This is a genomic window from Dietzia sp. IN118, from assembly GCF_032905965.1.
In the GTDB taxonomy this organism is placed as follows: domain Bacteria; phylum Actinomycetota; class Actinomycetes; order Mycobacteriales; family Mycobacteriaceae; genus Dietzia; species Dietzia kunjamensis.
In genome coordinates this window covers 1,367,233-1,391,905 of sequence record NZ_JAUMSR010000001.1, presented here as the reverse complement: position 1 = coordinate 1,391,905, position 24,673 = coordinate 1,367,233, and the positions used below count along the sequence as shown (strand labels likewise).

General features: G+C 71.1%; 18 protein-coding genes and 1 tRNA gene. 4 read left to right on the top strand and 15 right to left on the bottom strand.

The annotated features are described in order from the left end of the window. Positions 1-12 precede the first annotated feature (12 nt). From thrB to argS, 5 genes are read right to left on the bottom strand one after another with little or no spacing between them, the layout of a single operon-like run. A complete protein-coding gene (thrB, locus tag Q2K20_RS06780) occupies positions 13-975 on the bottom strand; it encodes a homoserine kinase (RefSeq protein ID WP_096905249.1) in 963 nt (320 codons plus the stop codon). Then, positions 972-2,054 carry a threonine synthase gene (thrC, locus tag Q2K20_RS06775; protein ID WP_069389615.1) on the bottom strand — a complete coding sequence of 361 codons (1,083 nt, stop codon included), beginning with the start codon at positions 2,052-2,054 and terminating at the stop codon, positions 972-974. The genes thrB and thrC overlap by 4 nt, the downstream gene beginning before the upstream one ends. Next, a complete protein-coding gene (locus Q2K20_RS06770; RefSeq protein ID WP_163375942.1) occupies positions 2,051-3,403 on the bottom strand; it encodes a homoserine dehydrogenase in 1,353 nt (450 codons plus the stop codon). Before Q2K20_RS06770 ends, thrC begins: the two co-directional genes overlap by 4 nt. Continuing rightward, a complete protein-coding gene (gene lysA / locus Q2K20_RS06765) occupies positions 3,400-4,818 on the bottom strand; it encodes a diaminopimelate decarboxylase (protein ID WP_067718365.1) in 1,419 nt (472 codons plus the stop codon). The genes Q2K20_RS06770 and lysA overlap by 4 nt, the downstream gene beginning before the upstream one ends. Continuing rightward, a complete protein-coding gene (gene argS / locus Q2K20_RS06760) occupies positions 4,815-6,467 on the bottom strand; it encodes an arginine--tRNA ligase (RefSeq protein WP_132060919.1) in 1,653 nt (550 codons plus the stop codon). The genes lysA and argS overlap by 4 nt, the downstream gene beginning before the upstream one ends. A gap of 193 nt (positions 6,468-6,660) precedes the next feature. On the opposite strand from argS, the gene Q2K20_RS06755 reads away from it, so the two are divergent. Beyond that, positions 6,661-6,733: transfer RNA gene (locus Q2K20_RS06755), tRNA-Arg, on the top strand. Positions 6,734-6,794: 61 nt separating this feature from the next. Here Q2K20_RS06755 and Q2K20_RS06750 read toward each other — a convergent pair. The 5 genes from Q2K20_RS06750 to Q2K20_RS06730 all read right to left on the bottom strand — a co-directional run bounded on the left by Q2K20_RS06750 (position 6,795) and on the right by Q2K20_RS06730 (position 14,862). Continuing rightward, positions 6,795-7,274: a MarR family winged helix-turn-helix transcriptional regulator gene (locus Q2K20_RS06750; protein WP_227022013.1), complete on the bottom strand. Its 480-nt coding sequence runs from the start codon at positions 7,272-7,274 to the stop codon at positions 6,795-6,797. Positions 7,275-7,350: 76 nt separating this feature from the next. Next, positions 7,351-9,987 carry an AAA family ATPase gene (locus tag Q2K20_RS06745; RefSeq protein WP_132060916.1) on the bottom strand — a complete coding sequence of 879 codons (2,637 nt, stop codon included), beginning with the start codon at positions 9,985-9,987 and terminating at the stop codon, positions 7,351-7,353. Further along, complete coding sequence (locus tag Q2K20_RS06740; protein WP_119191787.1) at positions 9,984-11,171, bottom strand: exonuclease SbcCD subunit D; 1,188 nt, start codon at positions 11,169-11,171, stop codon at positions 9,984-9,986. Before Q2K20_RS06740 ends, Q2K20_RS06745 begins: the two co-directional genes overlap by 4 nt. Before the next feature lie 50 nt (positions 11,172-11,221). After that, positions 11,222-11,977 carry a hypothetical protein gene (locus Q2K20_RS06735; protein WP_269501093.1) on the bottom strand — a complete coding sequence of 252 codons (756 nt, stop codon included), beginning with the start codon at positions 11,975-11,977 and terminating at the stop codon, positions 11,222-11,224. Then, a complete protein-coding gene (locus Q2K20_RS06730; protein WP_269501092.1) occupies positions 11,974-14,862 on the bottom strand; it encodes a DEAD/DEAH box helicase in 2,889 nt (962 codons plus the stop codon). The genes Q2K20_RS06735 and Q2K20_RS06730 overlap by 4 nt, the downstream gene beginning before the upstream one ends. A 157-nt stretch (positions 14,863-15,019) precedes the next feature. Here Q2K20_RS06730 and Q2K20_RS06725 point away from each other — a divergent pair, with 157 nt between their 5' ends. Then, positions 15,020-15,775 (top strand): HNH endonuclease family protein, encoded by a 756-nt coding sequence (locus Q2K20_RS06725; RefSeq protein WP_206472388.1) that lies wholly within the window; start codon positions 15,020-15,022, stop codon positions 15,773-15,775. 9 nt (positions 15,776-15,784) lie between these two features. Here the strand turns inward: Q2K20_RS06725 and Q2K20_RS06720 are convergent, their stop codons facing one another. The 5 genes from Q2K20_RS06720 to Q2K20_RS06700 are packed head-to-tail and all read right to left on the bottom strand — an operon-like array spanning position 15,785 to position 22,288. After that, complete coding sequence (locus Q2K20_RS06720) at positions 15,785-17,842, bottom strand: DEAD/DEAH box helicase (RefSeq protein ID WP_159148515.1); 2,058 nt, start codon at positions 17,840-17,842, stop codon at positions 15,785-15,787. A gap of 55 nt (positions 17,843-17,897) precedes the next feature. Then, a complete protein-coding gene (locus Q2K20_RS06715; RefSeq protein ID WP_067718383.1) occupies positions 17,898-19,133 on the bottom strand; it encodes an MFS transporter in 1,236 nt (411 codons plus the stop codon). Further along, complete coding sequence (locus Q2K20_RS06710; protein WP_159148516.1) at positions 19,130-20,464, bottom strand: M20/M25/M40 family metallo-hydrolase; 1,335 nt, start codon at positions 20,462-20,464, stop codon at positions 19,130-19,132. The genes Q2K20_RS06715 and Q2K20_RS06710 overlap by 4 nt, the downstream gene beginning before the upstream one ends. Next, on the bottom strand, positions 20,461-21,657 hold the full coding sequence (locus Q2K20_RS06705) for an amino acid deaminase/aldolase (protein ID WP_159148517.1): 1,197 nt from the start codon (positions 21,655-21,657) through the stop codon (positions 20,461-20,463). The genes Q2K20_RS06710 and Q2K20_RS06705 overlap by 4 nt, the downstream gene beginning before the upstream one ends. After that, positions 21,650-22,288: a TetR/AcrR family transcriptional regulator gene (locus Q2K20_RS06700; RefSeq protein ID WP_067718391.1), complete on the bottom strand. Its 639-nt coding sequence runs from the start codon at positions 22,286-22,288 to the stop codon at positions 21,650-21,652. Before Q2K20_RS06700 ends, Q2K20_RS06705 begins: the two co-directional genes overlap by 8 nt. Before the next feature lie 142 nt (positions 22,289-22,430). Between Q2K20_RS06700 and Q2K20_RS06695 the strand changes: the two genes are divergently transcribed. Both Q2K20_RS06695 and Q2K20_RS06690 read left to right on the top strand, forming a co-directional pair. Then, positions 22,431-23,765, top strand: coding sequence for a D-arabinono-1,4-lactone oxidase (locus Q2K20_RS06695; RefSeq protein WP_069389882.1), 1,335 nt, complete (start codon positions 22,431-22,433; stop codon positions 23,763-23,765). Between the two features lie 83 nt (positions 23,766-23,848). Continuing rightward, positions 23,849-24,544, top strand: coding sequence for a hypothetical protein (locus Q2K20_RS06690; protein ID WP_159148518.1), 696 nt, complete (start codon positions 23,849-23,851; stop codon positions 24,542-24,544). Positions 24,545-24,673 lie beyond the last annotated feature (129 nt).

The following is a 24,673-nucleotide window of genomic DNA, read 5'->3' as shown; positions in this document are numbered from 1 at the left end:
CCCGACCGGGTGTCAGTCTCCGGCCACGACCCGGGCACCGTCCGCGATCTGCAGGTCCAGCACCGTCCATCCCTGCGCCTCGGCATCGGCGCGCAGGTCGGTCGGCAACCCGTCGGTGCCCAACACCAGCACGGTCGGGCCGGCGCCGGAGACCGTCGCCGCGAGACCCCGCTCACGCAGTCTGGTGACCCACTCGGTGGTGCCGACCAGGGCCGGGGCCCGGTAGGACTGGTGGAGCCGATCCTCGGTCGCGGCCAGCAGGAACTCCGGATGGGCCGCGAGCGCGACCGACATCAGCGCGGCGCGGCTCGCGTTGAAGGCCGCGTCCTCGTGCGGGACGGTGGCCGGGAGCAGGCCGCGGGTCTGCGCGGTCGACGACGTCTCGGACGGCACCAGAACGGTGGCGACGATCGAGGGATCCACCTCCATGCGGACCGCACGGTAGTGCACGCCGGTCGCCGAGCGCTCCGTCCACGACACCACGACCCCGCCGAGGACACTGGCCGCCGCGTTGTCCGGGTGGCCCTCGAACTCGCTCGAGAGCTGGACCAGGTGGTCGTTCGTCAGCACCCCGCCCATCAGACCGTTCGCCGCGACCAGTCCGCCGACCGCGGCGGACGCCGACGACCCGAGACCGCGGGAGTGCGGGATCGCGTTCCGGCAGGAGATCCGTACGCCCGGCACACCCACGCCACCGGCACGCAGCCCGGCCTCGACGGCCTTGGCCACCAGGTGCGAGGCGTCCTCGGGAACCTGACCGGCGCCCTCCCCCGACACCTCCAACTCGAGGCCGGAGTCGATCGTGGTCACCGTGATCGTGTCGTACAGCCCCAGGGCCACCCCGAGAGCGTCGAAACCCGGCCCGAGGTTCGCGCTGGACGCCGGTACCTCGATCGTGACCGTGCGCCCGACCGGCAGGATGTGCCCACCCGAGCTGCCGAAGACCTCCGGGCCGGGACCGCTCACCTCGCTCACTGCAGGCCGAGGGCGCCGGCGACGGCCGACGGATCCACCGGGATGGCCTCGACCTCGGGCATCCCCAGTAGGGCGGTGTCGGGGTCCTTGAGTCCGTTGCCGGTCACGGTGCACACGATGGTCTGTCCCGCCTCCAGCTCACCGCCCGCGTGCGCGTCGAGCAACCCCGCCACCGAGGCCGCGGAGGCGGGCTCGACATAGACGGCATCCTTGCCGGCGACCATGCGGTACGCCTCGAGGATCTGCTCGTCGGTGCGCTTGCGGAACGTCCCCCCGGACTCGTCGCGGGCGGTCACCGCGCCGTCCCACGACGCCGGGGAGCCGATCCGGATGGCGGTGGCGATGGTCTCGGGGTTCTTGACCGGGGCGCCGTCGACCAGCGGTGCGGCGCCGGCGGCCTGCACACCCATCATCCGCGGGCGGGACGAGATGATCCCATCGGCGTGGTACTCGGTGTAACCCTTCCAGTACGCGGTGATGTTGCCCGCGTTGCCGACGGGCAGGAAGTGCAGGTCGGGGGCGCGCCCGAGAACATCGACGATCTCGAACGCCGCCGTCTTCTGTCCCTCGATCCGGACCGGGTTGACCGAGTTGACCAACCCGATCTCGGCGTAGGTGGCGGTGGTCTTGCGGGCCAACTCCAGGCAGTCGTCGAAGTTGCCGTCGACCTGGATGATGGTGGCCCCGTGCATCACGGCCTGGGCGAGCTTGCCGGCGGCGATCTTGCCCTGCGGGATGAGCACGGCGCACTCCATCCCGGCACGGGTGGCATAGGCGGCCGCCGATGCGGACGTGTTGCCAGTCGACGCGCAGAGGACGGCCTTCTGGCCGCGAGCCTTGGCATCCGTCACCGCCATCGTCATGCCCCGGTCCTTGAAGGATCCGGTCGGGTTGAGGCCCTCGACCTTGAGGTACACCTCGCAACCCGTCACGGCGGACAGGTGGGTCGCGCGAATGAGCGGGGTCCCGCCCTCGTAGAGCGTCACCGGCTCCCAGTCGTCCCCGATCGGGAGTCGGTCGCGGTAGGCCTCGATGAGGCCGGGCCACCGGCTGTGCACGGGCTGGTGGGTGTTGCTCATTCGGTGTCCACTCCCTCGAGACGGATGACGCTGGTGATGGCCGTGACGGCGTCCTGATCCGACAGTGCTGCCACGGTGTCGGAGAGCGCGCGCTCCGACGCCCGGTGGGTCAGGACGGTGAGCTCCGCGGAGGGCTCGACATCGTCGAGCTCGGTCTCCGGCAGTTCGACCTCGGTCTGTCGCACCTGTGCGATGGAGACGCCGTGCCGCGAGAACTCGGCGGCGACGAGGGCGAGCACGCCCGGCTTGTCGGCGACCCGCATGCGCACGTGATAGCGCGTCGAGATCTCGTCCATGGAGGCGACCGGAAGATCGGCGTACGTCGACTCCCCCGGGGCGCGACCCGCACCGACCTTGTTGCGGGCGGCGGCGACCATGTCGCCCAGGACCGCGGAGGCGGTCGGGGAACCTCCCGCACCCTGACCGTAGAACATGAGTCGACCGGCGGCCTCCGCCTCGACGACGACGGCGTTGAACGCCCCGTTCACCGTGGCGAGCGGGTGGGTGTTGGGCAGCAGCGCCGGGTACACGCGCGCCGACACGGCCTCGGACCCGTCCGACTGGGTGAGCTTCTCGCAGATGGCGAGCAGCTTGATGGTGCAGTCCATGTCGCGGGCCGACTCGAAGTCGTCCGGCGAGATCCGCGAGATGCCCTCGCGGTAGACATCCCCGGCGGTGACGCGGCTGTGGAACGCGATCGACGCGAGGATGGCGGCCTTGGCGGCCGCGTCATACCCCTCGACATCGGCCGTGGGGTCGGCCTCGGCGTACCCGAGACGGGAGGCCTCCGCGAGGGTCTCCGAGTAGTCGGCCCCGGTCGAACCCATCTCCGACAGGATGTAGTTGGTGGTGCCGTTGACGATCCCCAGCACGCGCTCCACCTGGTCGCCGGCCATCGATCGGCGCAGCGGGCCGATCACCGGGATAGCACCGGCCACGGCCGCCTCGAAGTACAGATCGGTGTGCGTGGAGTCGGCCACCGCCGCCAGTTCGTCCGTGTACTCCGCGAGCAGCGCCTTGTTGGCCGTCACCACGGCCTTGCCGTGGCGCAGCGCCTCGAGGAGGAGCGGACGCGGCACGTCGATGCCGCCCATGAGCTCGACGACGACGTCGACGTCGTCGCGCGCGACCAACGACGACGGGTCCGCGGTGAGCAGGTCCGGATCGAGCCCGCGATCCTTTGTGAGATCGCGCACCGCCACGCCGCGGAGGGCCAGGGGCGCGCCGATGCGGGCCGCTAGTGCGTCGGCGTTCTCGGTCATGTAGCGGATGACCTCGGATCCGACGGTGCCCATCCCGAGCACCGCCACCCCCACGGGTCGCACGCCTGACGCGCTTGCGTCGCTCACTGTCCCACCTCCAGGCTCGTCAGATCGTCCAGGGTCTCACGGCGCAGCACCAATCGTGCCCGCCCGTCGCGCACCGCCACCACGGCGGGTCGCCCGATCATGTTGTATCGGCTCGACATGGAGTAGCAGTATGCGCCCGTGGCCGCGACGGCCACCAGGTCACCGCCACCCACGTCCTCCGGCATCCACAGGTCGCGCACCACCACGTCGCCGCTTTCGCAGTGTTTGCCGACCAGCCTGGACACCACTGGCTCGGCGTCTGACGAGCGTCCCACCAGCCGGGCGTCGTAGACGGCGTCGTACAGGGCCGTGCGGATGTTGTCACTCATCCCGCCGTCGACACTGATGTAGCGCCGGTTCTCCCCGCCCGCGAGCTCGACGTCCTTGACCACGCCCACCTCGTACAGCGTGACCGTGCCCGGGCCGGCGATGGCACGACCGGGCTCGACGACCAGCGTCGGAGGGACGAGGCCGGCATCCCGGGCGAAACCCTCGACGATCTCCCGCAGGGACGCCGCCAACTGGGCCACCGGCGGCGGATCGTCCGATGAGACGTAGCTGATGCCGAGACCGCCGCCGAGATCGAGGTGGTCGAGCTGAGCTGTCCGCTCGGCGCCGAACTCGTCGACGATCTCGCGCAGCAGTCCGATCACCCGTCGCGCCGCGAGTTCGAACCCGTCGATGTCGAAGATCTGGGACCCGATGTGACTGTGCAGCCCGGTCAGCCGGATGTTCGGCGCGTCGAACACCGCGCGGACGGCCTGCATCGCCGCACCGCCCGCGAGCGAGAAGCCGAACTTCTGGTCCTCGTGGGCGGTCGCGATGAACTCGTGGGTGTGGGCCTCGACGCCGACCGTGACCCGGATGAACACGTCCTGGACGACGCCCTCCTCACCGGCGATCCGGTCGAGGATCTCGATCTCCGACATCGCGTCGATCACGACGTGGGCGACGCCACTGCGGACGGCCAGGCGCAGCTCGTCCGCTGACTTGTTGTTTCCGTGGACGGTGATCCGTTCGGGCGGGAACCCGGCCCTCAGCGCGATCGCGAGCTCGCCGCCCGAGGCGACGTCCAGCCCCAGCCCCTCCTCGGCGACCCAGCGAGCAGTCTCCGTGGTCAGGAACGCCTTGGATGCGTAGTGCACGCGGTCCGCCCCGCCGAACGCTTCCGCCATCTCGCGGCACCGGGAGCGGAAATCGTCCTCGTCGATCACGAACAGTGGCGTACCGAACTCCGCGGCGAGCTCGCTCGCGGTGACACCCGCGAACTCCACCACTCCGTCGTCGCGCCGGTCGGCACCGCGTGGCCACACGGAGGGCGCCAGTGCCATGACGTCGTTCGCGTCGGCGGGCCGCTCACCGATCCCCGGCGCGTGCGGGACCTCGTGCCGGGCCCCGGCGGGGTGGGCGCTCACATCTTCTCCGGTGCGCTGACGCCGATCAGGCGGAGGCCGTTCGCGAGGGTCTGCCGGGTGGCCGTACTCAACGCGAACCGGGCGGCGTGCAGCGGGCCCGGCTCCTCGTCACCCATCGGCAGCACACGACAGGTGTCGTAGAAGCGGTGATACGCGGCGGCCAACTCCTCGAGGTAGCGCGCGATGCGGTGGGGCTCGCGCAGGTCCGCGGCGCTGGCGACGACCCGGGGGAATTCACCGATGGTGCGGATGAGCGCACCCTCCCGGTCCTCGGTGAGCAGCGCCAGGTCCGCGCCCTCGGGGGTGACCCCCAGATCGGCGGCGTTGCGCGCCAGGGAGCAGAGACGGGCGTGCGCGTACTGCACGTAGAAGACGGGGTTGTCGTTCGTCGCCGACGTCCACAGCGCCAGGTCGATGTCCATGGTCTGGTCGACCGAGGACCGGATCAGCGCGTACCGCGCGGCATCGACGCCGATGGCGTCGACGAGGTCGTCGAGCGTGATGACGGTTCCCGCCCGCTTGCTCATCTTGACCGGGGCGCCGTCCCTGACGAGGTTGACCATCTGACCGATGAGCACCTCGATCGTCGCCGGGTCATCGCCCAGGGCCGCTGCGGCGGCCTTGAGCCGGGCGATGTACCCGTGGTGGTCGGCTCCCAGCATGTAGATGCACAGGTCGAAGCCGCGTTCGCGCTTGTCCAGGAAGTAGGCGATGTCGCCGGCGATGTAGGCGGCGTCGCCGTCGGACTTGAGCACGACCCGGTCCTTGTCGTCACCGAACGCGGTGGACCGGAGCCACCAGGCGCCCTCGGACTCGTAGAGGTTCCCGTTGCCCTTGAGCGTCTCGATCGCGCGGTCCACCGCACCGGAGGTGAACATCGAGTTCTCGTGGGTGTAGACGTCGAAGACGGTTCCGAACTCGGCCAGCGAGTTCTTGATGTGGCTGAACATCAGGTCCACGCCGAACGCTCGGAACGTCTCGAGGGCCTCGGACTCCGGCTGCTCCAGCACGTCCGGGTGCTCGGCGACCACGTTCGACGCGATGTCCTGGATGTACGCCCCCGCGTAGCCGTCCTCGGGGGTCGCCTCGCCGCGAGCAGCCGCGGCCAGCGAACGGCTGAAGCGGTCGATCTGCGCACCGTGGTCGTTGAAGTAGTACTCACGCGTGACCGCTGCGCCGGAGGCCTCGAGCACACGACCGAGGGCGTCACCGACCGCCGCCCAGCGTGTTCCGCCCAGGTGAATGGGCCCGGTAGGGTTCGCGGAGACGAACTCCAGGTTCACCCGGCGGCCGGCCATCGCGCCCCCGTTGCCGTACTCCTCGCCCGCGGAGAGCACGGTGGCAACGAGCGAGCCCTGGGCCCCGGAATCGAGACGGATGTTGAGGAACCCCGGTCCCGCGATCTCGGCCGAGGCCACGCCCGGGTCGGCCACCAGCGCGGTCGCGAGATCCTGCGCCAACTCGCGAGGGGCCGACCCCACCTTCTTGGCCAGTTGGAGAGCGATGTTCGTCGCGTAGTCCCCGTGCTCGGGGTTGCGCGGCCGCTCCACCGTCACCGACTCCGGAACGACCGACGTGTCGGCCCCGCGGTCGGCGAGAACGGAGATGAGGGCGGCGCGGATGACGGCGGCGAGATCGGCGGGAGTCACGTCTTCCTATCCTAGGTGTCGGCACGTCGCGGGGGGAATCGGACGTCTGTCCGGGCGACCCGTCCGAGCCCCGACGGGCCCGATGCGGCCCTGCCTGACCGCCGGTGCTACGATCAGTCTCGCTGTTCGAGCGATCCCCGCCAGTGCGGGGTGTCCGCTGGAGCGGCCTCCGGCCCGTGAGGGTCGGTATCCCGCCCTCGTAGCTCAGGGGATAGAGCGTTGGTTTCCGGTACCAAAGGTCAGGGGTTCGATTCCCTTCGGGGGCACAAGCAAGACGAGAAGGGCCCGGGCGGTTGCCCGGGCCCTTCTCGTCTCTCCCGCTCCGCGTCAGGTGGGCCGGGTGATTCCGTCCACCTCACCGATGCGGTCGACGACTCGCTCGTAGATGTCGGTGAGTGCGAGTACCTCGTGCTCGGAGAGCACGTCGATGAACAACTCCCGGACCTTCTCGACGTGCTTGGGGGCCACTGACGCGATCGCCTGGGCGCCCGCCTCGGTGAGGGTGACGACGGTCCCGCGACCGTCCTCCGCGCATTCTCCCTTGGCCACCAGGCCGCGCCCCTCCATACGCCGGACCTGGTGAGAGACCCGGCTGCGGTCCCAGCCGAGTGCGGCGCCGAGTTCCCTCGCCCGGAGTCCCCGGTTGTCGGCCTCACTGAGGCTCACCAGAACCGAGTAATCGGATTGAGACATCGAGGCGTCCCGCTGGAGTTGGCGCTCCATGGCGAGTTCGAGCAGTTGGTTCACATCGCGGTACCGGCGCCACATGCGCTGCTCTTCATCGCTCAACCAGCGTGTCTCCGTCATGGGGCTATTACAGCACGACGACCCACTCGGCATTCCTCCACCACCGCTCCGGGGCGCCCGCCGCCGTCAACGGCGTTCACTCGCGATCGGCGCCAGACCTCTGCATGACGTGGGTGTGTGCGCCCCCGATGCCCGCGAACCGGGCGCGGTCGCACGTGAGCACGATGACCTGTGACGTCGCCGCAGCCGCGGCGATGACCGCTCCCATGGTGAGTCGGCGAGAGGGATCCGTATAACCCATGGTGTCGTCGAGGAAAACGGGGACGCCGTCGTCACCGACGAGTCGCGCACAGGCGATCCGGACGATCACCGCCAACTGCTCCCTGGCGCCCCCGGACAGCGATTCGTAGTCGACGGTCACATCCCCGACCCGCCTGGACAGGATGGTCAGATCCTCGCCGAGCCTGACGTCGAAGTCACGCCCGTACACGAGGGAACCGAGTTCGACGACCGCCCTGTGGAACGGGGCCTGGTACGCGAGCAGAGCCTCCGATCGACGCGCCGCGAGTGTGCGGTGGAGCAGGTCCGCCGCACGGGCTCGGCGCCACAGCGCGGCGTTCTCCCTCTCCGCCGCCTCGAGTTCGCGCTCGGCGGAAGCGACCCCCTCGAGCCGGCCCTGGTCGCCGATCGCGTTGACCCGGCCCATCGACGTGGCGACGGCAGCAGCCGATTCGCGTTCCTCGGCGGCCAGTGAGGACAGTGAGGCCCGGGCGTTGTCCAGCAGACCGGGCGGCGCGTCGGCGAGCGCCTCGTCCAATTCCGCCTTCGCCTCCCGTGCCTTCCCACGGGCGGTCTCTGCCCGGAGGCGCGCCTCCCCCGCCCTCTCCTCGAGGCTGAGGTCCGGGGCGGCGTCACGCGCGGCCGACAGCGCCTCCCCGCACTCACCGTGCCGGCCGGCTGCCTCGTCTGCCAGTGCGATACGGGTCGCGTACTCGGTGCGGAGTGTTTCGGCCTCGGCGGATGCGGCGCGATCCTCCGCCCTGCAGCGGACGACCGATTCCTCCGCGGCGGCGTACTCGGTCTCCGGATCGCCCTCCCCCTCCGCGACGGCCCCGCCTTCCCGCCCCTCCGCGACCTGGCCGGACGGCACGGTCCCGGCCGGGACCCGTGAGCGCAGGTCGTCCCGCCTCGCGGTGAGATCATCCGCCGTCTCGCCGCCGAGGAGGTCCGATCGCCGTCGACGCAGTGCCTCGATCTCGGCACGCAGGGCGCCCGCCCGCCGGGAGCGTTCCTCCGCCTCCGTGGGGTTCTCCACACCGAGCTCCGCGAGAAGGTGGTCCAGCCGGAGGCGAGCGGACTGCTCGTCCCGTCGGACGGAGTCCGTGTCACCCGCGGGGACGACAGTCAGCGAGACCGTCCCGACCTCGAAGACGGTGTCCTCCACGATCTCGTGCGTCCACCCCGCAGAGGCGTCGAGTCCCTCCCCTCCGACCCGGAACTCGCCCTCACCGGTGATCTCCACCCGGGGAGCACTGGCTGCGGACCGGATGACGGCCTCCCGCAGCGTCTCGTCCGCGCGGCGGATGGCGTCGACCGAGTCATCGGCGACGTCGACCGCGGCGAGCTCCGCCTCCTTGCGGCGCAGCTCGTCCCCCACCTCTGTCAGGATCCCGAGGAGTCGTTCCAGGTGCTCGAGGTCCGCACGCCTGCGGTCGCCCTCCTCGACCGCGCGTGCGGCATCGAGGCGGGTGCGGGCCCGGATCACTCGCTTCTCCGCCGCCTCCAGTTCGGCCCTCGCCCGACGGGCCCGCTGCTGGGCGGGTTCCAGCCTCTCGGCCGCGGTGGCGGCGGCCGCCCGCAGATCGGTCTCCCTCCGCTGTTCGGTCATCGCCCTGTCGATGAGTTCCCGACGCTCTCGTTGCTCGCGCAGCGCGGCGTCATGCGCGGCCACCGCCCGGTCGACCTCGGCATCGGCGGATGCGCTGACCCCTCTGAGGTCCGCGACTGCCCGGCCCGCGGCCTCGAGACGCCCGACTTCCTTCTCGAGCGTGGCGAGCGAGTCGAGTCGCGCGCGATGGACGGCGGACCGGGCTTCGTGGTCCGCGACCGCCGCGTCGAGTTCCGAGTGCCGGGCCCGTGCCTCGGACAGCGCGGCCCGCGCCTCGATGAGCCGGGACTCCGACCGCGCCAGGTCGCCGGTCGGCTCGCCCCGCCGCGCAGTGAGATAGCGATTGCGTTCCTCGGCGACGCGCTCGACCAGCGAGTCGTCGCCGGTCGGGTCCTCACCGCCCGCCGCGGCGTCCAACGCGCGGCGGAGAGAGTCCATACCCTTGGCCGCGTCGACCTGGCCCAGAGGTTCGTCCTGGGCTATGCGCAGGGCGCGCCACAGTGACCTGTCGACCTGACGGTCCAACAGGTCGCGGACGAAGTCGTGGGCGTCGTCTCCCGCCATCGCCGTGCGTGCCGAACCCGGGAACTCGAGGGAGGTGCGTTTGCCGCGGACGAACTCCTTGCGGTAGCGCATCCGTTCGCCGTCGACGGAGAACTCGGCCTCCACCACCACGGGAACGTCCCTGCCGACAGGGCTGGCGGCCTTGATCTCGGCACGCCCGGACGAGGCCTTGTGCTCGAGAAGCATCTCCAGGGCGTCCATGAGGCTGGTCTTCCCCGACTCGTTGGGGCCCTCGATCACCAGCACCCCACGCGGGGGCAGGTCGACCTCCTCGCGCACCACCCCGCGGAAGTCCTCGATCGTCAACCGGTGCAGGATCATCGCGTTCCCCCGTCCACGAGCCGGTACAGCAAGCTCAGGGCGTGCCCGGCGTCCTCGGCGTCCACCCCGCCGGTGGCCGCCATGTCGACGAGGTCCGCGACCGCGCGGCCCGCGTACCCGTCCACGAGATCCGTGAAGTCCGAGTCCTCCGCGCGGACCACGAGGTGGGTGCGTGACTGGCGCAGAAACGCGGAGGCGAACACCGCGTCCCAGGTCTCCAGGAGCGCATCGATCCGCGCGCGCAGGGCCACCCCGACGGTGCCGGTCAGCCCGAGTTTCAACACGGTGCGCGGCTTGTCCTGCACCGCCTCGATCCGCTCGGCGAGGGAGTCGAGGTCCCCGTCCGTATCAATCTCCGCGTCCACCGCCAGGAAGGACCACCGGCCCGTCGCCAGCGGGGTGACCTCGCACGCTCGCCTCTCGCCCGACGGATCTCTCCCACCGAGCTCGACCAGCAGGACGTTGCCGGAGTCCTTCTCCACGTCGTTGAAGTCCGTGGTCTCCGGACTCCCCGAGAACCAGATGCGCCCGCCGGAGCCCACGCGGGTGACCGAGTGCCTGTCCCCGAGCGCCACGTAGTCCAGGCGGCGGGACTCGGTCGCCTCCTCGAGCGAAGCCACGGCGATCGCCTCGACCGACGGGGAGTGCCCGCCGTAGATCTCGTCGGTACCCCCGTGCGCCACGAGGACCCGCACGGAGTCAGTGGGTTCGAGAGACGCCAGAAGCGCCGGTAACCGCGATGGGTCCGGGCGCTTGGACGTCCACGGGACGCCGACCACCTCGACGCCGGGGACGACCTCGACCGGGCCCGAACCGTCGAGGACCACGACGGCCCCGCCCTCGAGCGCCGGGGAGAAGTCCCTGCACCGGAACACCGAGGACACGTCCAGTGGGTCGTGGTTGCCCGGCAGCACCAGCACCGGCACCGGGAACGCGGACAGGGCCTCGACCGCGCGGAGTACCACCGACCGGGGCACCGCGTTGTCCTCGAACACGTCGCCCGCGACCACCACGAACTGTGCCCCGTGTCGCTCCGCCAACCCACCGAGTGCCTCCACGGCCGCGAGCCTGTCCGCCGTGAATACGGCCTGGGACTCGTCTCCGAGGAACCGCCGGGTCATACCGAGCTGCCAATCGGCTGAGTGGAGGAATCGGATGGCGTCGCCGTCCCGTGGGTTGGTCATGGCCGCATCGTAGGACGCGGGTCCGACAGGCTACGCATCGGCGGCCCGCCTCACCGCGGTCGGTACCGGCCGAACGCGTCGAGGAAGTCCTCGAGGTCCGCCACCACCCGGAGTTGCTCGAGCGCGTCGTTGGTCGCCGCCGCGGCGAGCCTGCGGGTGACGGGCGCGTCCAGCAGGTCCTCGAGACCGGCCGGTCCGGGTGACGGCGACGCCGGCAGGTTCGGCTCACCACCCCACAGCGCCTCCTCCACGTCGAAGGACACCTCGTCGTCGTCCCCTCCGCCCCGGAGGACGGCGCCGAGTTGCTCGGGTCGCAGACCCCTGAGCTCGAACAACACCTCCGGCCGGGAGTCCCACCACTCGACCATGATGTAGGCGGCCGCCAGCACGTGTCGGCAGGGGCCGGGTTGCACCGGACAGTGGCAGGTGAACGCGGTTGCCCCGTGCACCGCGGGCAGGAGGAGGAACCCGACGGTGTCGGAGAAGTCCCCGGCCAGGGCGCCGAGCACGCCCCGTTCCTCCCGCCTGAGGGCGGTGCGCAGGGCGTCGGAGTCGGTGTCGTCAAGCGGGGCGAACGTGAACTCCACTGTGAAGGGTTCCGGTCTGCTCCCGTCGACGTCGATCCGGACCGACCGGCCCGAGTGGTGCAGGGAGAGGACCTTGTCCTTGCGGGCGTCCTGTCGGGCCATGTGGGCGTCACCCCGGGAGACCCCGGATTCGATGTCACTCGCCCAGCGTCTGCTCCACATGTGTGCGCCGAACTGCCCGGCCCGGGACCTCGCCCGGATGCCCGCTTCGCCGCTCACGGTTCGTCCCGCCCCACGTCGGTGAACTCGACGAGTGCCGCCAGGTCCGCGTCCGCGAGCTCGGTCAGCGCGCCTGCCAACGGTCCCAGCGTCAACTCCGCGAGGTCCCGCTTGGCTTCGAGGAGTTCGTCGATACGGTCCTCGACCGTGCCCGGTGCGACGAGCGTGCGCACCTGGACCACCCGGGTCTGGCCGATGCGGTGGACCCGGTCGGTGGCCTGGTTCTCCACCGCCGGGTTCCACCAGCGATCCAGGTGTACGACGTGGTTGGCCTCGGTGAGGGTCAGTCCGGTCCCTCCCGCGCGTAGCGACGCGAGCATCACCGGTGGGCCGTGCGATGCCTGGAACTCCTCGACCATCTGAGCCCGTCCGGCCGCGGTGACCCCGCCGTGCAGGAATGGCACGGCGGTGGCGGCCCGACGCTCGAGTAGGGGCAGGATCAGATCGCCGAACGCCCGGTACTGGGTGAACAGCAGCACCTTCTCCCCCGCGTCGAGGATCTCGGTGAGGACCTCGTCGAGTGCGGCGAGTTTGCCCGAACGGTGGCGGCCGCCGCGCAGGAGTGCGGACCCGTCCCCGAGGTAGTGGGCGGGGTGGTTGCACACCTGCTTCAGGGCTGTGAGCCCCGAGAGGATGGCGCCCTTGCGGGCGGCCCCCTCGGACTCCTTGACCTGTTCCATCATGTCCTCGACGACCGCCCGGTACAGGGTCGCCTGCTCACGGGTCAGCGGCGAATCGACCCTGATGTGTTGCTTGTCCGGGAGATCGGCGACCACGCGGGGGTCGGATTTGAGGCGGCGCAGCACGAACGGTGCGGCGAGTGCCCGGAGCCTCGATGCCGCGGCCTCGTCGCGGTGGGACTCGATGGGGATCGCGAACCGGGCACGGAAGGTGCTGGCCGAACCCAACATCCCCGGATTGGCGAAGTCCAGGACGGCGCGGAGCTCGTCCAACCGGTTCTCCACCGGTGTCCCGGTCAGCGCGATCCGGTGCTCCGCCGGGATCGAGACGACGGCGCGCGCGACCGAGGTGGAGGGGTTCTTGATGGTCTGGGCCTCGTCGGCGACCAGCCGCCGCCAGGCCACCCGGGCGAGGAGTTCCGCGTCCCGGGACGCCGTCCCGTAGGAGGTCAGCACGAGGTCGGCGGCTCCGAGTAGTGTGGCCGCGTCGTCACCCCGTTCGCGGGCCGGTCCGTGATGGACGTGGATCCGCAGCTCCGGGGCGAACGTCGCCGACTCCCGGGCCCAGGTGGCCACCAGGGTGAGCGGCGCCACGACGAGAGTGGGGCCGGTCCGGCCCGCCGCGTGCTCGGACGCGGTGAGCGCGAGCACCTGCATGGTCTTTCCGAGCCCCATGTCATCGGCCAGCACGGCGCCGACATCGGCGCTCGACAGCGCGGTCAACCACCGCACCCCCTCCAGTTGGTACGGACGGAGCGTGGCGCGGAACCACGGTGGGAGGTCGACCGGGATCGACGACGACGAGGGGATCCAGTCGATGGTCGTGGGCGCCTCCACCTCGACGCCCTCGCCTTCCTCGGACATCAGGGCGGCGACCAGTGCGGGTGCCGTGACCCGCCCCCCGCGCCGCGCGGCGAGGAAGCGGGCCGCCCGACGCAGTGCACCGGGGTCCGCCCGGACCCATTGTCCGCGGAGCTTGACCAGATCGGACGCGGCGTCGAGGAGCATCTGGGCCTCGGCGGGGTCGAGGGGGACGTCGTCGACGACCATCTCCCAGTTCACGTCCGCCAGCTGATCGAGCCCGAGCCGGCGACCCGAGTCGACGTTCTCGGTGCCCGGCTCCGTGACCGCGACCCGGACGGCGGTCCGCACCCTGGTCCAGGCTCGCGGCAGGAGGATCTCGACACCTCTCCCCCGTAGTGCCTCCACCCCCTCGTCGACCAACTGCACCACCAGGTCGGTGGGCATCATCAGGTCCGGACTGCCGGCGGTGTGGGTGGCACGCCCCAGCGGTGGCCACGACCGGACCGCCCGGTCGACGACGTCGCGCACCGCGTCACCCACGGCCGACGTATCGGGCAGCTCGGTGAAGGGCCGAAGGGAATCGATGCCCGTGCGCACCAGCGTCTCCAGCCGCCACAGGATCTCCCCGGGCGCGGCGTGCCCGGCCCCGCCGTCGGAATCGCCCGGGCCCTCGTCGTCACCGCCGGTCGGCTCGACGATCCGGAACACCACCTCGACGTCCCGTGCCGCCGCCGCCCGTCCGAATTCGCCGATCGCTTCCGCCAACGCCTGGCCCCCGGACGTCACGCCCCCGCCCGTGATCAAGGCCGTGCCCAGGTCGCTCCGGCGATCGCCCGCCAGGGGCCCCAGGGCCATCCGCGCGTGCTGGTCCGCCAGGGCGGCGAGTAGTCGGTCGAGGTCCTCGCGGTTCGCCACCAGCCCGTGGCACCGGGACAGGCTCTCCGCTGCCCACGCCGACACCACGGGTGAGGCGGCGAGAGTCCATGACGCGTCCCATGCGCCCTCCGCACGGCCGAGGACGGGGACGACGTGCCCCGCACGCACGAAGGCGGCCACGCCCGACGAGAGCGCCGCGAGGGCCCGCAGCCCGGATCCGACCCAGTGGTCGGTGGCGTCGACCATCCCGCACAGATCCACCGCCGCGCCGACCGAGACCCGGATCCCCGGCACCGTCGCGGTCCGGACCCGGCCCTCGACCGGGGCACGAACCCCGATCCGGTGCGTCAGCGAGTAGCGCTCCAGGAACCGGATCACCTCCGGCGGGGCTCCGGCCCGGCCCACAGCCGTGACCTCGGCGGCGGGGGCGATCGATACCGGCCTACGCAATCCCGTCTCGCACCACAAGCCGACGACCCCGGACTGCCACACGGCGTGTAGTCGGGGTGCGGCGGTCGGGGTCACGTGCACATGTAAGCACGTGGGTCCGACAGCGGGCCGGCGTGCTCCCCTGAGAGGTACGGGCGAGGCCGCTGTCCACAGGCGCCCACCTGTCCACAGTCCCGCCCTGCCGACCCCCTCGGCGGGCGGGAGCCGGCGACCCCCGCGTCAGACTCGAGGCGTGAGCCATGATCCCCGTACCCGGAGGCACCTTGCTGGCCGAGTCGTGCCGCCGCCCGCACCCCGGGCGCTCGCCCTGGCCCTCGTCGTGCTCGGCGTGCTCGCCGCCGTGTGGTGGTCCGGCCAACCGCCCCGCTCCGTCCCGGGCAGCCCACCGCGGGACGCGGTGGGGGCACTGCTCGACGCGGTCGAGGTGGTGGAGTCGCGGAACCCCGCTCCCGGGTACGAGCGGGACTGCTCGGGCGCGTCAGGGTGCGTGTTCGGCCCGGCCTGGAGTGACACGACCGGGGCGCCGGGGGCCGGAAACGGGTGCTCCACCCGTCACGATGTCCTGGCCCGCGACCTCGTCGGCGGCACCAGGACACCCGGGGCACGGTGCGAGGTGTCTGGCGGAGTCCTGACCGATCCGTACACCGGCAGGCTCGTCGACGCGGGCACCACGGGGGTGCGCGGCATCCACGTCGACCACGTCTACCCGCTCTCGGCAGCGTGGGACCTGGGGGCGTGGTCGTGGCCGGCCGGGCGCCGTGCCGCGTTCGCCAACGACATCGACCGGAACCTGCTCGCCGTCACAGCGTCGGTCAACACCGGCAAGAGCGACTCGACCCCGGCGGACTGGCTACCCCCGGATCCCGGTCGACACTGCTTCTACGCCTCCCGGTACCTCACCGCGGCCGTCGCCTACGGCCTGCCGGTGACGAGGGCCGACCATGACGCTCTCGCCGGTGCGGTCCGGCGGTGCCCGACCGGCCCGTAGGGCCCGGCGTCAGTGGCGGTCCGGGCCCCCGCCGGAACGCCCGCGGAACCCGCCACCGCGGCGGTCGTCGTCACCGCGGCGGAAGCCCCCACGGTCGTCGCGCTTCTCGTCACGGCCGCCACGCCGGTCACCACGGTCACCTCGGTCGCCACGGTCATCGCGACGGGGTCCGCCGCCACGCGGCTTGCCGCCCCTGTCGTCCCGGAACGACGACGGACGACCCGACGGAGCGCCGGAGTCGGGGCGGATGTCGATCTCGGAACCCCCGACCCGGATTCCCTTCATCGAGTTGAGCTGGTCCGCGGGGAGATCCGCCGGCAGCTCGACGATCGAGTGGTCGAACCGGATCGAGATGCGTCCGATGTCACCGCCCCGGAGCCCGGCCTCGTTGGCCAGGGCGCCCATGATCGAGCCGGGCTTGACGTTGTTCCGCTTACCCACGGCGATCCGGTACTGCCCCATGTTCTTCCCCGACCGCGACGGACGCGGCCCGTCCGAGAAGTCGCGTGCCGGCCGCTCGCGACGGTCGTCCCGGCGCGGCGGGCGCTCGGGCTCCCGCATGAGGAAGTCGTCCGAGTTCCGCGACTGGGTCGCCAGAGCGGCGGCGATGTCGGACATCGAGACCGAGTGCTCGGAGGCGTACTCCTCCACCAGTCGGCGGAAGAGCGCGATGCTCGGGTCCTCGAGGCTCTCGGTGATCGACTGTGCGAACTTGGCCATCCGCATCTCGTTGACGTCGTCCACGCTCGGGAGCTGGATCTCGGTCAACGGTTGGCGGGTGGCCCGCTCGATCTGGGAGAGGAGCCGGCGCTCGCGCGGGGTGACGAAGAGCAGCGCCTCACCGCTCCTACCGGCGCGACCGGTCCGGCCGATCCGGTGGATGTAGGACTCGGTGTCGTGCGGGATGTCGTAGTTGACGACATGGCTGATCCGGGGGACGTCGAGACCTCGGGCGGCCACGTCGGTGGCGACGAGGATGTCCGTGCGACCGTCCTTCAGCGCCTCGATCGTGCGCTCACGCAGGTTCTGCGGGATGTCGCCGTTGATGGGCGCGGCGGAGAACCCCCGTGCACGGAGTCGCTCGGCCAGCTCCTCGGTGGCGGACTTCGTCCGGACGAACAGGATCATCGCGTCGAAGTCCTCGACCTCGAAGATCCTCGTCAGAGCGTCGAGCTTGTCGCGGTGATTGACCAGGACGTAGCGCTGCGTGATGTTCGGCGCGGTCGAGGTCTTGGACGCGACCTTCACCTCGGTCGGATTGGTGAGGTACTTCTGCGAGATCCGCCGGATCGCGGCGGGCATGGTCGCCGAGAACAGGGCCACCTGGGTCGTCTCCGGGGTGTCCGACAGGATCCGCTCGACGTCCTCCTGGAACCCCATCGCGAGCATCTCGTCGGCCTCGTCCAGGACGAGGTGCCGCAGACCCGACAGGTCCAACGTGCCCTTCTTCAGGTGGTCGATCACACGCCCCGGGGTGCCGACGATGATCTGCGCACCGCGTCGCAGCCCCGAGAGCTGGATGCCGTAGGCCTGCCCGCCGTAGATGGGCAAGACGTTCACCTGCGGCATGTTCGCCGAGTACGTGACACAGGCCTCGGCGACCTGGAGGGCGAGCTCTCGGGTCGGCGCCAGGATGAGGGCCTGGGGGCTCTTCACCGCCGGGTCGATCAGCGACAGGATGGGCAGCGCGAACGCGGCGGTCTTACCGGTGCCGGTCTGTGCCAGGCCGACCACGTCACGCCCCTCGAGGACCAGCGGGATCGTCGCGGCCTGGATGGCGGAGGGGACTTCGTAACCCACGTCCCTGACCGCCTGCGCGACCGCGGGGGCCAGCCCCATGTCGGCGAACGTCACCTCGGGCTCGTCCTCACCGCCGGCTGCAGGGGCGGCGGCGCCGGTGCGCGCGGGCGCGGCCGTGTCCGCAGCGCCGTTGTCCGCGGCGCCATTGTTCGCGGCGCCATTGTTCGCGGCGCCGTTGTCCGCGGCGGAGGCTGGTTCGGGATTGCTGGCGTCGGTGTCGACCTCGTCGCCGGCGGTGGCGGTACGGTCCTCGTCGTTGTTCTCCATGAGGTTTTACATTCTACGGCGTCCGGGGGCTGTTGAGCGACACGGCTGCCGCAGGTCACTCCCCCGTGGTCACCGGGTTCGTGGCCTCACGGGTCTCCTCGGCGATGATCCACGGGATCGCGGCCCCCAATAGGAGCACACCGGACACCGCGAACCCCGCCTTGTAGCCCAGCAGGTCCACCACCAGCCCCACCACGACCGGTCCCAGGATCGCTCCGGAGTCGCTGGCCATCTGGAAGGTGGCGAGGACCTTGCCGCCTGCCCGGTCCGCGCCGATCACGTCCGCGACAGCGGCCTGTTGCGACGGGTTGAGGATCCCGGCGCCCATCCCGGCGATGACCGAGGCCGCCACGAGCAACGGCACGGTGTCACACCAGCCCAGGACGAGGGTGGTGACACCGGAGATCACCAGACCCAGGATCACCATCGGACGTCGCCCGTACCTGTCGGACAACCACCCGGCCGCGGAGACCACCGAGGCGGTCCCCACCGCGAACGACGCCAGCGCGGTGCCGGCGATACCGGCGCCGGCATCGAAGTTGGCCGCGGCGAACAGCGGGACGATGGCGACCCGCACACCGAACGAGGTCCACCCGTTGACGAAGCTGGAGATCAGCGCGGCACGGTACCCGCTGTGCCGTAGCGCCTCGGCGACCGGGAGGGGTTCCTGCTCGGGGGACCCGTCGTCGGGTGAGGGCCGTCGGCCCCCGCGGAGGAAGACCGCCACCACGCCGGTCGCCACCAGCAGCGTGCCGGCGTAGACGAAGAACGGGATGCGCATGCCGAAGCCCGCCAACAATCCGCCCAGAACCGGACCGCCGATATTGCCGATGAGGAACGCGGTCGCGTACAGGCCGGCGATCCGTCCCCGGGCGCCGGGCGGGGACAATCTGGTGAGCAGGGCCATCGCGGAGATCGTGAACATCGTCGACCCGAGACCGCCGAGACCGCGGAAGACCAGGAGCTGCCAGTAGTTCTGCGCCAGCCCGGTCGCCAACGTGGAGACCACCACGATGAGGAGACCGGACATGTAGACCCACCGCTCGCCGAGTTTGTCGACGAGGAACCCACCGGCCGGCGCGAACACCAACCTGAAGAACGCGAATGCGCTGACGATGACCGACGCCGCCGTGACCGACACGTCGAAGCTGCGGGCGAACTGCGGCAGCACCGGCGCGACCAGGCCGTAGCCGATCGCCACGGCGAACGCGGCCGCGACGAGGACCCAGACGTCCGCGGGCAGGCGGGTCCGCGCAGACGGCGTCGGATGTCCGGTGAGCGCGCCCCTCACGCGGATCGGAGCACTCGGGCGAGCACGTCGGCACCGAAATGCAGTGCGTCCACCGGTACCCGCTCGTCCACGGCGTGGAAATGGCCGAAGACGTCGAACTCGTCGGGCACGCGCAGTGGGACGAACCCGTAGCCGTCGATCCCGAGCGGGGCCAGATGCTTGTTGTCCGTGCTCGCGGGCAACAGGTACGGCACGACCATGGCATCGGGGTCGGATTGCCTGACGGCCTCGCGGATCACCTCCACGAACGGGGCGTCGGCCGGTGCGGCGATCGGTGGTTCCCAGATCCACTCGACCGTCACGTCGGGGCCGAGCTCCTGCTCGATCTCGGCACGGAACGTGTCCTCACCTCCGGGGAGTACTCTGCAGTCGATCTCCGCGCGTGCCTCGGTGGGGATGACGTTGGTCTTGTACCCGGCGGACAGGACCGTCGGTGAGGCGGTGTGGGACAGCGAGGCGGAGACGAGGGGCCCGAAGTGCCCGAGGACCTCGAGCCGATCCGGCAGTTCGGCGACCTCGCCGCTTCCTCCGGCCAGCCGACCGACCGCCGCGGCCAGCGCGGTGTTTGCCTCGGTCGGCTGCACCGGAAAGTCGAGATCGGCCACGCGATGAACCGCCCCGGCGATCGCGGCGACGGCGTTGTCCCCGGTCGGGCGGGACGCGTGTGCGGCGGTCCCGTGTGCGGTCACCGTGGCCCAGGCGACGCCCTTCTCGGCGACGGCGATCGGGTAGAGGCGGCGGCCGTCGACCGGTACCGACCAGCCCCCGACCTCGCTGAGCGCCTGGGTCATGCCGTCGAAGATCTCGGGCCGCTCCCGGACCACCCACTTGGCACCCATGATCCCCGCGGCCTCCTCATCCGCGAAGAACGCGAGCAGCAGCGGCCGCCGGGGCACGATCCCCTCCCGGCGGTAGTGGCGGACCACCGCGAGCATCATGCCGATCATGTTCTTCATGTCGACGGTGCCTCGACCATAGAGCCAGCCGTCGCGGATCTCACCGTCGAACGGCGGGACGGTCCAGTCCTCGGCGACCGCGGGGACGACGTCGACGTGTCCGTGCACGACCAGTCCGCCCGCGTCCGGGTCGGCTCCCTCGATCCGGGCGAACAGGCTCCCTCGTCCGGGAACAGACTCCACGAGTTCGCTGGAGATGCCGACCTCGTCGAGGTACTCGGCGATCCGGCGGCACACCCTCGTCTCGCCGTCGCCGATCGTCGCGGGGTCACCGGTGTTGGTCGAGTCGATCGACACTAGGTCCGCCGTGATCGCGACGGCCTCGGCATGCATCCGCTCCCGCGCCTGCCCGGACATCTGCTGGGCGTCGGTCATCCGAAACACTTCCCTTCACCACGGTAGGTGGGCCAGCGATCCACCACGACGGGCCCGTCAGCAGTCTCGTCCACCACGTGGAGAGTGTCGAACCGCTCGCACAGTTCCCCCGCCTTCGCGTGACGCCACCATGCGCTCTCGCCGATGGCCACCTGCCCCCGCACGGGCGTCTGGACCTCTCCGGCCCCCTCCCGACCGAGGTATCGCAACCCCGCCGGGGCGGCGGGCACCGGGAGCCGGTCGCGCCCCGGGACGCCGGACGCGACGTATCCCCCGTACAGGAACGTGGTGAGACCACGGGCCGGCGTCCGCACGGCGGGCAGTGCGAACAGCAGCGCCGGCCGCGGGGTGAAGGTCCGATAGGCGTCGAACAGCCCCGGCACGTACAGTCCCGATCCCGCGGTGACCTCGGTGACGGCGGGCGCCCCGGCGCTCTCGGCGACGGACCCGGATCCCCCGGAGTTGATGATCTCCGGCGGTGTCCCGGTGACCGACTCGATCGTGGACGCCACCGCCGGTCGCACATCCCGCAGCCGCCGCATCGAGAGCCGTTTGACGACGCCGATCCCCGGTACGTCATCGGGCACTCCGGCCACCTGCGCCTCGTAGAACATCGCGCCCACCACGCGGAAGCCGGTGGCGACGGCCCGCCGTACCAGCGGCTCGACGTCGTCCGGTCCGCGCAGCGGGGAGCGGCGCACGCCCAGGTGGGCGGGCCCGAGCCGGAGGGAGCAGTCGACGTCGATGCACACCCGCGCCCCGGACGCCCCCGCCTCCCGCGCGATCTCCAGCTGACGCGGATGGTCGACCATGAGTGTCACGCACTCCAGCGCCTGCGGATCTGCTCCGAGGCGTCCCAGGGCCGAGCGGTCGACGGTGGGGTACCCCATCAGGACGTCGTCGCACCCCGATTCCACCAACCACAACGCCTCGTCCAGCGAGTAGGCCATGATTCCGCGGACGGAGTCGTCGCCGCGCAGCCGGTCGCCGAGCACCTCCCGCAGCACGCCTCGGGATCTCACTGACTTGCTCGCCACCCGGATCCTGGTGCCCCCTGCCCGACGGCATAGGTCGTCCACGTTCGCCCGCAGACTCGGCAGGTGCAGAGCGGCGAGGGGCGCGTCGAGGCCCGCGGTCGCGACCCGGAGCGCGTCGACGACCACGGGGAGGCCGTCCGCCTCCCTGCTAGGCACCGTCGACCGGTCGCGCGTCCCGTACGACGAGGTCGACCGCCCGGTGGAGGAGGTCGTTGGCCTCGTCGTCGTTCCGGTAGATCTGCCACCGCAGGCTGATGCCGGTGATGATCGACAGGACGACGCGCACCATGTCGTCGAGGCCCATCGCCCACTGCACGTCGGCGGACTGCGCCGTGCGCTCGAGCACCGAACGCACGATGGCCTCGTTGGATTCCTGCTGGTCGCGGGCCAAGCCGACTTCGGGCAGCCCGTGGGTCCTCAGCGAGTACGACACGATCTCGTAGGTGAGGAGCTGCCGGTCGGGCGATGCGGAGATCACCGCCCAGATCAGGTCGATCGCCTCGTACAGCCGTCGCCGCAGGCCCTCGGTGCCCCGGATCCCGGAATCGAAGTCGACGCTCACGAAGGCCCGGGCGGCCTGGTGGACCTCCGAGTTGACGGCGCCGATGACCTCGCGGAGAAGCTCTTCCTTATCCGTGTAGCAGTAGTGGACGACCCCCAGCGACACGCCCGCCCGTTCGGCCACGCCGCGGACGGTCACCGCACCCAGTCCGTCGTGTTCGGCGATCTCGAGGGCGGCCTGGAGGAGCTGCGCCCGGCGCTGATCGGCAGGAAGTCGTCTGGTCACCCGTCCATGGTACGACGACGAGGTGGACGTGCACACCGTTCACGGCACCCGCTCCCCCGGCGTGCCGGGCGTCCGCCCCCACTCCGGGTCGATGGTCCAGGACCGCCTCCCGCCCCGCCTCGCGCGGGTACCCTCTCCTGCCATGACGACCTCGGTGGCCCCCTGGCAGAACTGGGCCGGCAATGTCCTGGCCTCTCCCTCGGGCCGGTCGCTCCCGACGACCGTTGCCGAGGTGAGCGACGTGGTCACGCGGGCGGCCGAGCGCGGAACCAGGGTCAAGTGTGTCGGCGCGGGCCATTCCTTCACGCCGGCGGCCGCGACGGACGGCGTGCTCGTGTCCCTGGACGACCTGGCCGGCGTGGAATCGATCGTGCCGACCCGTGGTGCTGACGGTCGCGTCGACGGCGCGGACGTGACCGTCTGGGCGGGTACCCGGCTGCACCGACTGGGACCGCTGCTGTGGGAGCTCGGTCTGGCACAGCCGAACCTCGGGGACTTCGCCGAACAGTCCCTCGCCGGGGCGGTGTCGACCGGGACCCACGGCACGGGATGTGCGGCACCGGGCCTGCCCGCCACGGTCGTCGGCCTCCAGCTCGTCACCGCCGACGGTTCCGTTCTCACCTGTTCCCGCGAATCCGACCCCGAGGTGTTCGAGGCGGCCCGCCTCGGGATCGGCGCACTGGGGATCATCACCAAGATGACGGTCCGATGCGTCCCGGCCTTCGCACTGCAGGCCGAGGAGCGTCCGTGGACCCTGACCGCCGCACTGGCGGACCTGGAGGGTTTCGCACGTTCCGCGGACCACGCCGAGTTCTTCTGGTTCCCCCACACCGACGCGATCAACGTCAAACGCAACACCCGGTTGCCCGGGGACGCCGAGCTGCACCCGGTGGGACGCATCCGGGGTCTGATCGGCGACGAACTCCTCTCCAACGAGGTCTTCGACGTGGTGTGCCGAGCCGCGACCCGACGTCCGGCGCTGACCCCCCGGCTCAACCGGGTCGCCTCACGGGCTCTGTCCGCACGGGACTTCACCGACCGGAGCTACCGGGTCTTCGCCTCCCCGCGGCGGGTCCGCTTCCGGGAGATGGAGTACGCCGTGCCCGTCGCGGCGGCGGCCGGGGTGTTGCGCGACCTCCGCGACACCATCGACCGCTCCGGCATCGTAACCCCGTTCCCCGTGGAGGTGCGGTTCGCCGCCGCCGACGACGTGTGGATGTCCACGGCGTACGGACGCGAGGTCTGCTACATCGCCGTGCACCAGTACCACCTGATGGATCACACCGAACTGTTCCGTCTCGCGGAAGGGATCTTCCTCGCCGCCGGCGGGCGACCGCACTGGGGAAAGATGCACACCCGCACCGCGGAGGACCTGTCCGCCATGGTGGACCGCTTCGACGACTTCGTGTCCGTCCGTGACCGTCTCGACCCGGAGCGTGTCTTCGGCAACGACTACACCGAGCGTGTGCTGCCCTGAGCCACCACCCCGCGCGCCTTACGTACGGTGGAGGTTCGAGCCCGGCCCGCCCCCCGCGCCGCCTTGACCTCCAGGAGTGCCCAGTGCCCGATCGAGTGCCCGCTGAATCCGACGTCTCCGGCCCGGCCGCGGGGGTGATCACTGCCGCCCTGCGCCGGGCGATCCGGAGCCAGACCGGTGCCGCCCGTGCCTACGTACGCACACTCCGGGCCCATCACCCCGACGAGAGCCCGGCCCGGATCCGCCAGCGTCTCGACGCGCGGTTCCTGAACACCGTCACCGCGTCCGGTGCGGCCGTGGGTGCCACGGCCGCGGTGCCGGGTCTCGGAACCATCGTCGCCTTCGGCGCGATCGGCGCGGAATCGCTGGTGTTCCTCGAGGCCGCCGCGTTCTACACGCTCGCCGTGGCCGAGGTCCACGGCGTGGACGTCCGCCACGACGAGCACGAGGAACTGCTGGTCATGACAGTCATGTTGGGTGCGTCCGGCACCGCCATCCTGGCCAACGCGGTCAGCTCGTCGGGAGGGGCGGCCACGGGCGGCTCGTTGGCCGGCCGTGCACTCCGGGTACCCGGGCTGAAGGAGATCAACCGTCGGATGATGACCCGCTTCGTCAGGAAGTTCGCCGTGAAGCGGGCAGGGCTCGCCGTGGGCAAACTGGCACCCGCGGGGCTCGGCGCCGCCGTGGGTGGATGGGGCAACCGGAAGCTGGGGCGGACGGTCGTGGAGACCGCTGATGCCGCGTTCGGCACGCCACCGGACTCGTGGCCCGCCACGTGACCCTGCCGTGACGGGCCGGGGGCATCCCCCTGTCAGGTGAGATCGGAGAGCCCGGCTCGGGCAGAAGGTCTAGCCTGGATCCATTGACGTGTGAAACCCACCACAGAACCAGAGAGGCACCAAGAGATC